9 protein-coding genes are annotated in these 11,573 nt (G+C 38.8%); 1 reads left to right on the top strand and 8 read right to left on the bottom strand.

What is annotated here, in order from left to right:
- Positions 1-64 precede the first annotated feature (64 nt).
- Complete coding sequence (locus tag HT678_RS02065; RefSeq protein ID WP_000204723.1) at positions 65-1,033, top strand: L-lactate dehydrogenase; 969 nt, start codon at positions 65-67, stop codon at positions 1,031-1,033.
- Positions 1,034-1,382: 349 nt separating this feature from the next.
- Here HT678_RS02065 and HT678_RS02060 read toward each other — a convergent pair whose 3' ends face one another.
- The 8 genes from HT678_RS02060 to mutY form a co-directional block, all read right to left on the bottom strand.
- Positions 1,383-4,637 (bottom strand): DEAD/DEAH box helicase family protein, encoded by a 3,255-nt coding sequence (locus HT678_RS02060; protein WP_172924553.1) that lies wholly within the window; start codon positions 4,635-4,637, stop codon positions 1,383-1,385.
- 164 nt (positions 4,638-4,801) lie between these two features.
- The gene (locus tag HT678_RS02055) at positions 4,802-6,673 is read right to left on the bottom strand and encodes an Eco57I restriction-modification methylase domain-containing protein (RefSeq protein ID WP_172924552.1); all 1,872 of its coding nucleotides are present in this window, start codon (positions 6,671-6,673) and stop codon (positions 4,802-4,804) included.
- A 74-nt stretch (positions 6,674-6,747) separates the two neighbouring features.
- A complete protein-coding gene (locus tag HT678_RS02050; RefSeq protein WP_001809704.1) occupies positions 6,748-7,002 on the bottom strand; it encodes a type II toxin-antitoxin system RelE/ParE family toxin in 255 nt (84 codons plus the stop codon).
- A gap of 1 nt (position 7,003) precedes the next feature.
- Positions 7,004-7,246, bottom strand: coding sequence for a DUF6290 family protein (locus tag HT678_RS02045; RefSeq protein ID WP_000208080.1), 243 nt, complete (start codon positions 7,244-7,246; stop codon positions 7,004-7,006).
- Between the two features lie 90 nt (positions 7,247-7,336).
- Entirely contained in the window at positions 7,337-8,146 is an 810-nt protein-coding gene (locus HT678_RS02040) for an MBL fold metallo-hydrolase (protein ID WP_023933633.1), read from the bottom strand.
- A gap of 1 nt (position 8,147) precedes the next feature.
- Positions 8,148-9,497, bottom strand: a complete 1,350-nt coding sequence (gene vicK / locus HT678_RS02035; protein WP_138705574.1) for a cell wall metabolism sensor histidine kinase VicK — start codon at positions 9,495-9,497, stop codon at positions 8,148-8,150.
- Positions 9,490-10,194 carry a response regulator YycF gene (gene yycF, locus HT678_RS02030; RefSeq protein ID WP_050223087.1) on the bottom strand — a complete coding sequence of 235 codons (705 nt, stop codon included), beginning with the start codon at positions 10,192-10,194 and terminating at the stop codon, positions 9,490-9,492. Before yycF ends, vicK begins: the two co-directional genes overlap by 8 nt.
- 55 nt (positions 10,195-10,249) lie before the next feature.
- The gene (gene mutY / locus HT678_RS02025) at positions 10,250-11,425 is read right to left on the bottom strand and encodes an A/G-specific adenine glycosylase (RefSeq protein WP_054384041.1); all 1,176 of its coding nucleotides are present in this window, start codon (positions 11,423-11,425) and stop codon (positions 10,250-10,252) included.
- Between the last annotated feature and the right edge of the window lie 148 nt (positions 11,426-11,573).

Here is an 11,573-nt window from a genome sequence, read left to right as displayed (position 1 = left end):
AAAGTGATAGAATGAAGTTGTCTAGGGAAAATCCCCTAATAAAATTAAGGAGATGTTTAGAACAATGACTTCAACTAAACAACACAAAAAAGTTATCCTTGTCGGTGATGGTGCTGTAGGTTCATCTTACGCTTTTGCACTTGTTAACCAAGGAATTGCACAAGAGCTTGGAATTATCGAAATTCCACAATTGCATGAAAAAGCTGTTGGTGATGCGCTTGACCTTAGTCACGCCCTTGCCTTCACTTCACCTAAAAAAATCTATGCAGCTCAATACTCTGACTGTGCAGACGCTGACCTTGTTGTGATCACTGCAGGTGCGCCTCAAAAACCAGGTGAAACTCGTCTTGACCTTGTAGGTAAAAACCTTGCTATCAACAAATCAATCGTAACTCAAGTTGTTGAATCAGGTTTCAAAGGTATCTTCCTTGTTGCTGCTAACCCAGTTGACGTTTTGACTTACTCAACTTGGAAATTCTCTGGTTTCCCTAAAGAACGCGTTATCGGTTCAGGTACTTCACTTGACTCAGCTCGTTTCCGTCAAGCCCTTGCTGAAAAAATCGGTGTTGACGCTCGTTCAGTTCACGCCTATATCATGGGTGAACACGGTGACTCTGAGTTTGCCGTTTGGTCACATGCTAACGTTGCCGGTGTAAAATTGGAACAATGGTTGCAAGCTAACCGTGACTTGAATGAAGCTGACCTTGTAGAACTCTTCATTTCTGTTCGCGACGCTGCATACTCAATCATTAACAAGAAAGGTGCTACATACTACGGTATCGCTGTAGCCCTCGCTCGTATCACTAAAGCAATCCTTGACGATGAAAACGCAGTACTTCCACTTTCCGTATTCCAAGAAGGTCAATACGGAATTGAGAACGTCTTTATCGGTCAACCAGCTATCGTTGGAGCACACGGTATCGTTCGTCCAGTAAACATTCCATTGAACGATGCAGAAACTCAAAAAATGCAAGCATCTGCTAAAGAATTGCAAGCTATTATTGACGAAGCATGGAAAAATCCAGAATTCTAAGAAGCTTCTAAAAATTAATTTAACTATAGACAACTCCTTGAATCATCAGGGAGTTGTTTTTTTTAGCTGTATGATATAGTCTATTGAAGTTAGAGTAGTACACAACTGCTTCTAAGATCTGGTTAAAAATTGCTTTCTTCAGATTTTATAGTGCATTGAATCTATAACGGTACGCATCTACTACTAAAACATTTCTATAAATCAATTTTCCTTTCCTACTCGATTTGTTCATATCTTATTTCAATCCATTATACATCTTCCCACAATAAAACGCATAATACCAAGGATTGTCAATACCTTATCTTATGCGTTTTTTCTGATTTCAAAGAATTTTGACTCAGCCTTCTTTTTAATTATTTTCAAAATAGGAATCAACCAACTTTTGAATGCGCCCTTCTTTAGCCGCTGGAATGGTATCTGCTAAAACAAAATTCTTCCTACTGATATCTTTAGAAAGATTGCCAAATATAAAATTAGTGGAAATGTTATAGATAATCTCAGACGGAGCAAATCCATAAACCTGATTCTCTAAAATATGCTTCAAACGTTTTTCAGAATCTGGAAATAATTGTTTCAAACCATCACTATTATAGAGGCGTTTAACCAATTCTGCAATATAGAGACCTGACTTCATATATAAATCAATAAAAGTCTTAGATGGATCATCAAAAATCCCTGGATTTTCCTTTTCCAAATCATCCACCATCCTTTTCACCACTCGTTTAGGAGTGAAAATTTGGTTGGTCTTCTGCGGTGGAATATAGTCAAAAATGTCTTCTTTTTGATCTTTAAAATAATCCGCCAACTCCTCTTTCTTGCGAAGAAATTCTTGAATAGCTTCGTCAAATGTTGCTTTATCAAAGAGATGCCCTGCAAAATCCTGCCCACCATCTCGCAAATATCTAAACTGATCAATCGTAATCCCTGTTACTTCATAAAAAACATGTTCAGGAACAAAGGTATCAAAATTATCAAGTGTTAGAGATTGATTGCCATAAGCCATAATAAAACTTGGGATGGTTCGTGCAAATCCACGAAGATGGTCACGAATCTCATCTTGAGCTGATTGTTTCAACTGTTCAACACGTTTTCTCTCAACCTGTTCGATAAACTTCTCAGGCATTTTTTCCACTTCTTTTTTGAGTGTTTGCTCTAGTTTTTCTTTGTGAATGAGCTTATTTTCTTCTAAACGTTTATCCAAATCTTCTTGAATCTTATCCTTTTGCTCCTTATCATCTGCTTCTTTAATTTGTTGCTGCAATTCTTCCCTGATATGAGCTTCAGAAATTTTTCTTTCGATATCATTTTTTCGAATTTCATTCTCAAGTGTTGCTGTAATTTGTTTCTTGATTTGGTCTGTTTCCCGAGTTTTAAGGTTGTATTCAGCTTTTAAATCTTCTACAATCACTGGAGAAACTGTTTGACTCAACTCAGAAGCCAACTTCCTATGAGATTTTTCCTCATTCTGGGCCATCACTTCTGTAACTGACTCACCCAGCGCATAAACTTTTTCACCAAAAAGTCGCATTTGCTGATTAACTACAATTTCATGGTCTACTACTGCATTTCCCTCATCATCTACTGTAACATCTGAAAAGTCTAATAAATCAGAACTATCTTGTACCTTCCCTTCCTTTTCAACTGGCAGCTCATTTAAAATGTCTAGAACTGTTTGACTAGCTTGGAAAATACCGCTGATATTATCAAATAATAGATTGGACATAAAGCCACGTTTAAGAACTTCTCTAGCTTTTATCTGGCGAGGAATGGTTAGAACCGCCTTGGCATCAATTTCAACCATCTTACCAGCACGGTCTTCGGCAATAACTGGAAAGAAGTTTAATAATTCTCTAATATTTTCTTCACGAGTTGTCGAAGTCCCGCCGCCTCCTGCAGTCGCAAGCGATAAGTTGTTGGCAAACTCATCAAAGAGAATCAAGGTTCTTTCCGGCGCAAAGTCAAATACATAGGCTCTTTCTTTGCGAAAGTGATTTCCTTTGTTATCGATCCATGAGTAAGGATTTTGAGCACGGAAGGCGGCCTGCATATAAAGTGCAGGTGATTTCAAATTCGATAACATCAATACACCTGTCCACTCAGGGATAGTGACACCTGTCGTCAATTGACCGACGGATAGGGTAATCGTTTTGTCATTACCTGCTATCGCTTTTCTAACCAAGTCCAAGGATTTGAGTTTGACTTTATCGTCTTCTTCGGACATACGTCCGTCACCAGCAGCTAGAACGATCTCATAGTTTTCATAGATGGGGTGTTCTTCTAATAGTGCTTTTAAAGCCTTAGCTGAGGCTACACGCTCCAACAGCCAAAAAGTATGCTTGAGTTCGTTCCGAAGTTCTTTGGTTGAAAATGGATACTTTTCATTGCTTGACAGAGTATCTAACCAATTTTTGACATCTTGCTCATGGATAAATTTACCTTTATCATCTGTAGCGAAAAATTCACTCAAGTCAAAAGCATAGTCAATATTTTCACCATCAAGTTGAGCGCCTTTCTCTAGCTCTTCACCAATCATCTGAGACATTTGATAGGTAAAGAGATTTAACTGAGGTAAGGTTTCATATGGATTTTCCTCTTCTTGCTCAGGCGACCAAATAGTTTTGGCTGCCTGCTCATCAGCATAAGACCAGTTATAGATTTGCTCCTCGGTAAACTCTCCCTTTGCCAATGCTTTAAATGGAGTTCCAGAAAGGTGTAAGGTAAAGTTTCGACGGATCTTATTAAAGGCTTGGTCAGTCTTGAAGATATCAACTCCTTCATGAGCCTCGTCAATAACCAACAAATCCCAATGCAGATCAGTCACCCATTTGAGTTTATCGTGCTCTCCACCTAAATAAACAGAACCTTTCAAGTCTTGGAGACTGATAAAAGCAAGTTGTCTTACATCGTCATCTAAAATACCAACAAATTCTTTACGTGACAAAGTTGGACGACTCTTAAGGCTATCTGATTCAGAAACAAACTTGTAAGTCGTCTGACCTGCTATGAATGTTTCAAAATCATCATACCATGAGTTAGCAATGGCAGGGCGGTTTGTTACAATTAGGACATTGACAGCTTCCATCCGTCGAGCTAGGTCATAGGTAGACAAGGTTTTACCAAAGCGTGGCTTGGCATTCCAGAGAAACTTGCCTCCAGCATGTTCTTGGAAATAAGCTAATGTCTTAGCAACTGATTCTTCTTGCTCTTGTCGCAGAGTATAGTCCTGTCCTTTTCCAGGTTGATAACCAGACAAATCATGCTGAACAAATTTATCGAATAGATTTTTAGATTTTTCAGGAGTTCCATTAAAATAGAACCATTCCGTCTTAGGACGACGTTCTACATCATGGAAAGACAAGAAATGGTGGAAATCATGATCCTTGAAAGTTTTCCCCTTATTAGGCTCTTCTGTATAGGTCGCATCTCCAGTCCACAATATGTCTGTATCTATATGAGCAGTATGCGTTTGCTCCTTGATACGTTGTGTGACATCACGTTCTGTATACCCAATCTTAATCCAGCCTTCATTACTGGTTACTGTCGGTGTGGTGTAGGCATAGATTTTAGGATGAATCTCTTTAGTGGTTTTAATTTCTACTGGCATAAGTTTTCCTTTTTTGAACGTTTGCTAACCAAGTCAATTTATCTAACAAATGACTTTCTCATCTCATAAGTACAAAAAGGGTCAGGGCATCGTATGCTTCCTGACCTAATCCTATGTGTCTATTATAGATCATTGACCGCTATTTGTCAAATAAAAATACTTCTCTAATCCATCTCCCTTACATGTGTCTCAATAAAGGCAATTTCCTCTGGAGAAAGACCATATTTTTGATAGAGCTGACGGTCAATATCAGCCACTGATTGTGTCCAATCAATGTCTGAATCATTTGTAAAGTCTTGGAGTGGAACGTAATACCAAGTTTTGCGTGAGTTATGCTGAGTAACTTTCAAAACACCTAATAATACTCTAGCGAATTTAGTTTTAATAAATTTAATACAAGCATCGGCTTCAAATTTTGTTTTAAAATTACCAATAGATAAAAAAGTATCTGTATGCCCGATTAGGGGTTCCCCGATTAGGGGTGTTGATAAGACTTCACCTAAGGCACCACTTCCATTAGCTTCTGGTACAAAAACATTATAATTTTCGAATGTTTCCGGTAAATCTAAATATTTTTTATTAATATATCGATAAACACGTTCGGAGCCAATTCTTCCAAGTAGAGCAACATGGTCTTTTTCTTCTTTGTTTTTGAAAACAAAATCTAACTGAGTCAGTGATTTTGAAACAATTTTATTTTTTGTCCCTTTTCCTTGCAACTTTTCAGCATTTGGATAATCAGAAAAAAGTTCATCTGAAAATCTATAAATACCTTGAGGATAAACTAAATCAGAAAAAGTTTCAAAGTCTGGATGTTTTTCGATTTTTTTTACAATACTATTCAAAGATTCAAAAATAGTAAATACTCCGATTGGTCCCAAATCTTTATCAGCATCACGATAAGTTATTGCTACTCCACCCTTAATATCTGTTCCTGTGAATACTTTATCGCTTTTAAGCTCATAGAATTGAACTTTTAAATGCTTATCTTCTAGCATCTTTTCCATCCAATTTTTAGGAGTTTGACCAGCTTTAAATAAAAACCTTGCTGGGGTGATTAGTATAGATTTATCTGCGATTTTATAAGCTTCATCAATAAAATAGTGATATATCGGCTCATCTCTGGCTTCTCCTGTTTCCTGATACGGAGGATTTCCTATCACGACATCAAATTTCATTTCACTTTCCTCGCTAGATAGGCGCTCAAAACCTATCATTCTATTCTTTTTCCAGTCTTTGATATGGGTTTTAGATTCTTCTACTTCTTGGACTTCTAGCTCATCCGCAAACAAACTCAATTGTTGAGATTGCTTTTGTTTAGCTGAATAAGGACTACTTTTTTTCAATCCATCCATCTGAAAGACATTGTAAGAGATAATAGTCGCAATTTCTTTCTTTTGCTCTAATGTTGGTTGATTTCCAGTCTTAGCTAGATAATAGTCCTCAAAAGTTGCCAAAAGATTCTCACGCGCCAAAAGGAGAGAATCTCCTTGATACTCATAACCATACGAAGCATGATAAGCATCTTTTACAAGTTTATAAAATGTGACTTCATCTGAAACCTCACGACTAATCCGTTGCAGTTTTCTATCAACAAAACCAACTCGCTCAGATAATGGAATTTCCTCACCAGTTACGGTATCATATCTCGTTACCATATAAGGTGCTTCACCACAAGTTACCTCTAACCATCGTAAGTCCACATACTCCTCAAGACTTAACGAGCCTAATTTCGATTCTACATATCCATTTTGCTTTGCGACCAACCACGTTGGTGTAAACACTTCTGCCCTTATTTTTGTCCGATCTTTTTGTTCATATTTGGATTTTTCAGATCTGGGCTGAATCAAGTTGGCAAAGTTTCCAGTAACCTTACTTGGATTGATGCGATCACTTGGAGCAAATCCCTTTCCTAACAATTCATAAGAATGCGTAGCCCAAACAATTGATTTCTTTGTCGTTCGATCTTTTAAAAGAATTTTTAATAAGTCAGCCGATTCTTTAGCCAAACTTTCTTCACTAATATCTATTGTCATCAGCAACCTCTCTTATATTGTAAGCCCTATTATATCATATTTTAAAGAATGAAAATTTACTTGAAAAAAGTAATTCAATAAATATCTCTCCGATGACCAACTTCTAGAGTAGCAACAACTAATTCATCATCTACAATTTGTACGATAACTCGATAATTACCAATTCTATAGCGCCATTGACCAACGCGATTACCAACCAAAGCCTTTCCGTGTCGTCTTGGATCTTCCAAAACATTGGTTTGTAAATAGTTTGTAATTAGCTTCTGCGTATAACGGTCCAATTTTTTCAATTGCTTGATAAAACGTCTTGTTGGAACTAATTTATACAAATTATTCATCCTTCAAGCCTAAATCATGCATCATTTCTTCCCAAGTAATGGGTTCAACTCCTTTTTCCAAGTCTTCTAAATACTCTTGATAGGCTAAATCTGCCACACGAGCATCGTATTCATCTTCTAGGGCTTCAAGAGTTTTGGTGCGAATAAGTTCCGAAAGGGAAACTCCTTCAAACTTAGCCATTGCTTTCATAAATGTTTTATCAGCTTCAGAAACTTTTAATGTAATAGTAGTCATATTTTGTGCTCCCTTTTTTAATGGTAACACCATTGTATTACTTTTTAGGTGTCCAGTCAATATAAAAAGAACACCTTCTCAGCGTTCTTTCTATATCTCTGTCAATGGTGTTGCGGTATCTGGTGAGGTATCATAAACCTTAAAGTCTACTCCGACTCCCAGATCAGCTTGAGCCAGCTGATTGACCATGGTCATATGAGCCAGTTCCTTGATATTGTTTTCCTTAGATAAATGCCCAAGGTAAATCTTCTTAGTACGATTTCCTAGCGTCCGAATCATAGCTTCAGCACCGTCCTCGTTAGAAAGGTGACCCAGATCCGATAGGATTCGTTGTTTGAGTCGCCAAGCGTAAGAACCTGCTCGCAAAATCTCTACATCATGATTGGACTCAATAAGATAGCCGTCCGCATTTTCGACAATTCCCGCCATACGATCGCTAACATAACCTGTATCAGTCAGCATGACAAAACTCTTGTCATCCTTCATAAAGCGATAAAACTGCGGTGCGACTGCATCATGGCTTACACCAAAACTCTCGATGTCGATATCTCCAAAGGTTTTGGTTTTACCCATTTCAAAAATATGCTTTTGCGACGAGTCTACCTTACCGAGATACTTGCTATTTTCCATAGCCTGCCAGGTCTTTTCATTGGCATAAAGATCCATACCATACTTGCGAGCCAAAACGCCTACTCCATGGATATGGTCTGAATGCTCATGGGTAATCAAGATGGCATCCAGGTCTTCTGGCTTACGGTTAATTTCAGCTAGCAGACTGGTAATTTTCTTACCAGATAAGCCTGCATCTACTAAAAGCTTCTTTTTTGAGGTTTCCAGATAAAAGGAATTTCCACTGGAACCCGACGCTAAAATACTGTATTTAAAGCCTATTTCACTCATTCTAGTCTTCTACTTCGTCCTCCCATACTTCTTCTTTCACTGCATCCTTATCATAAGGGAGCACAATGGTAAAGGTTGAACCCTTGCCGTATTCACTCTTGGCCCAAATAAAGCCCTTATGTTGTTTGATAATTTCTTTAGCGATAGACAGTCCTAGACCTGTACCACCTTGTGCACGACTTCTAGCACGATCCACACGATAGAAACGGTCAAAGATACGTGGTAAATCCTGCTTAGGAATCCCCAAACCCTGGTCAGAAATGGATAAAATCATCTGGTCTTCAGTTGTCTTCATTCTGACAGTGATTTTACCCCCATCTGGCGAATACTTAATGGCATTATTTAAAATATTGTCGACAACCTGCGTCATCTTATCTGTATCAATTTCCATCCAGATAGAATTGATGGGATAATCTCTCACCAACTCATATTTTTTCTCCTTTTCCTGTCCTTTCATCTTGTCAAAACGGTTTAGGATAAAGGTAATAAAGGCAGTAAAGTTAATCAGTTCCACATCCAGATGACTGGTCGCATTGTCAATCCGAGAGAGATGAAGGAGATCCGTTACCATGCGCATCATACGATTGGTTTCGTCAAGAGAAACCTTGATAAAGTCTGGTGCTACAGTTTCACACAAAGCTCCCTCATCCAAGGCTTCAAGATAAGATTTCACGCTGGTTAAAGGAGTCCGTAACTCATGGCTAACATTGGACACAAAGAGTCTTCGTTCGCGTTCTTCCTTCTCCTGCTCCGTCGTATCATGCAAAACAGCCACCAAACCTGAAATAAAGCCAGACTCTCGACGAATCAAGGCAAAGCGAACTCGAAGGCTTAGATATTCACCATTGATGTCTTGGGAATCTAGCAACAATTCTGGACTTTGGGTAATCAAATCACGCAATTCATAGTCTTCTTCTATCTTGAGCAATTCTAAAATGCTTCTATTCAGGACATCTTCTTTAACCAACCCCAGTTGCTTCTTGGCTGTATCGTTAATCATGATAATCTGCCCCCGACGATTGGTCGCAAGGACCCCATCTGTCATATAAAACAGAATACTATTTAGCCTCTTACTCTCTTGTTCTAGATTTTCCTGAGTGAGACGAATAACCTCCGACAAGTCATTCAAATTATTGGTAATATTGGTGATTTCAGACCCACCTTGCATATCAAGAACCTTGGAATAATCTCCTGCAATCAAGTCTTTGACCTTTTGATTGATTTGCTTCAATCGAATATTATCACGTCTATTCTCTAGTAATAGGAGAGTCACAACAAGGATGAAACCTAACAAAATCAGGATAAAGATAAAATCTCTGGTAAAAATGGTTTGTTTCAGTAAATCAAGCATTATTTCTCATGTAATACCCTACACCACGGCGCGTCAAGATATACTCTGGTCGGCTGGGCGTATCTTCAATCTTCTCACGCAGACGTCGAACAGTCACATCAACTGTACGGACATCACCAAAATAGTCATAACCCCAGACAGTCTCAAGCAAGTGTTCACGCGTAATGACTTGACCTGTATGCGATGCCAAATGATACAAAAGCTCAAACTCACGATGGGTTAAGTCTAGTTCTTCGCCATATTTTTTAGCCACGTAGGCGTCTGGAACAATTTCTAAATCCCCAATTTGGATAGGCTGAGGTTTACTTTCTGCTTCCTGCCCATCTACTGGCATAGGTTGAGAACGACGCAGCAAAGCTTTAACACGCGCCTGCAACTCACGATTGGAGAAGGGTTTTGTCACATAGTCATCTGCTCCAAGCTCTAAACCGATAACCTTATCAAATTCACTATCCTTAGCTGACAGCATGATAATAGGCACACTACTGGTCTTGCGAATGGTCTTAGCAACTTCTAAACCATCGATTTCGGGAAGCATCAAATCCAGAATAATAATATCTGGCTGCTCTGCTTCAAATTGCTCTAGCGCTTCACGACCGTTAAAAGCAGTTACAACTTCGTAACCTTCCTTGGTCATATTAAACTTGATAATATCCGAGATTGGTTTCTCATCATCTACAATTAGTATTTTTTTCATATGTTCACCTTTTTCTCTACTATTATACCAAAAAAATAACAAGAAGACACGATAGCTAGTCTTTGCTACTGTCTAAGTTGGCTTGTGCATAAGCCTGCCAGATTTTTTGTTGGGGTTTGGCAAGTGGAACATCCTTGAACTCTTCTGGTGAAAGCCAGCGAACTTCCCTATCTGAAAAATCATGGAAGTCACTCACCTGACCTGTTACAATTTGAACATGCCACTTGCGATGGCTAAAGACATGCTTGACAGTCTCAAAATAAACATCAAGCCAATCAACTTCTAGGTCATAGTCCTGCTGGAAACTCTCTTCTGGACTGGGACCAAAATTCACACTTTCTTCTGCAACCTGATGGAAGAGGTCAAACTGCTCCTCTTGCGAAAAGTCATCTACTTCTACCAGTGGGAAATGCCAAAATCCTGCCAAGAGCTTTTCACTTTCATTTTTTTCAAGTAAAAATTGTCCCTGAGAATTTTTCACAACTAATGCTTTAAGATAAATGGGAACTGGCTTTTTCTTGGGAGCCTTGATTGGATAACGGTCCATGGTTCCATTCTGATATGCTGCACTAAAGTCCTTAACTGGACTTTCTTCTGGTCTGGGATTTACAGGAGCCTCAATATCTGAGCCCAAGTCCATTAAGGCTTGGTTAAAGTCACCAGGACGATCTGGATCAATCAAGATTTCCATCATTGCCTGAAAAATTTTGCGATTACTTGGAATTCCAATATCGTGATTGACTTCAAACAGACGCGCCAAGACCCGCATGACATTACCATCTACAGCTGGCTCAGGCAAGTTAAAAGCGATACTGGAAATAGCTCCTGCTGTGTAAGGGCCAATCCCTTTCAAACTGGAAATTCCTTCATAGGTATTTGGAAATTGGCCACCAAAATCAGTCATAATCTGCTGGGCTGCAGCCTGCATATTGCGTACTCGAGAATAATATCCCAGTCCCTCCCAAGCCTTCAACAAACGCTCTTCAGGCGCATTCGCCAAACTTTCGACAGTTGGAAACCAGTCCAGGAATCTTTCGTAGTAAGGGATAACTGTATCCACCCTGGTCTGCTGGAGCATAATTTCAGAAACCCAGATATGATAAGGATTTTTACTTCTACGCCAGGGTAAATCTCTTTTGTTTTCATCATACCAAGCGAGAAGTTTCTCACGGAAAGAAATAATCTTCTCCTCCGGCCACATGACAATACCGTATTCTTTCAAATCTAACATATCTCTAGTATAACACAGAAGGTTTTAACTGTCCTTTTCCTAGTATTAATACTCTTCGAAAATCTCTTCAAACCACGTCAACGTCGCCTTGCCGTAGGTATGGTTCCTGACTTCGTCAGTCTTATCTGCAACCTCAAAGCAGTGCTTT

Source organism: Streptococcus sp. 3167, assembly GCF_013277175.1.
Taxonomy (GTDB): Bacteria; Bacillota; Bacilli; order Lactobacillales; family Streptococcaceae; genus Streptococcus; species Streptococcus pseudopneumoniae.
This window is presented reverse-complemented; position numbering and strand designations above follow the sequence as displayed.

What these genes read in the sequence shown, in the direction of transcription:
- mutY (WP_054384041.1), bottom strand. Translation starts at nt 11,425, where the DNA reads ATGTTAGATTTGAAAGAATACGGTATTGTCATGTGGCCGGAGGAGAAG.
- HT678_RS02065 (WP_000204723.1), top strand. Translation starts at nt 65, where the DNA reads ATGACTTCAACTAAACAACACAAAAAAGTTATCCTTGTCGGTGATGGT.
- yycF (WP_050223087.1), bottom strand. Translation starts at nt 10,194, where the DNA reads ATGAAAAAAATACTAATTGTAGATGATGAGAAACCAATCTCGGATATT.
- HT678_RS02055 (WP_172924552.1), bottom strand. Translation starts at nt 6,673, where the DNA reads ATGACAATAGATATTAGTGAAGAAAGTTTGGCTAAAGAATCGGCTGAC.
- HT678_RS02040 (WP_023933633.1), bottom strand. Translation starts at nt 8,146, where the DNA reads ATGAGTGAAATAGGCTTTAAATACAGTATTTTAGCGTCGGGTTCCAGT.
- vicK (WP_138705574.1), bottom strand. Translation starts at nt 9,497, where the DNA reads ATGCTTGATTTACTGAAACAAACCATTTTTACCAGAGATTTTATCTTT.
- HT678_RS02060 (WP_172924553.1), bottom strand. Translation starts at nt 4,637, where the DNA reads ATGCCAGTAGAAATTAAAACCACTAAAGAGATTCATCCTAAAATCTAT.
- HT678_RS02045 (WP_000208080.1), bottom strand. Translation starts at nt 7,246, where the DNA reads ATGACTACTATTACATTAAAAGTTTCTGAAGCTGATAAAACATTTATG.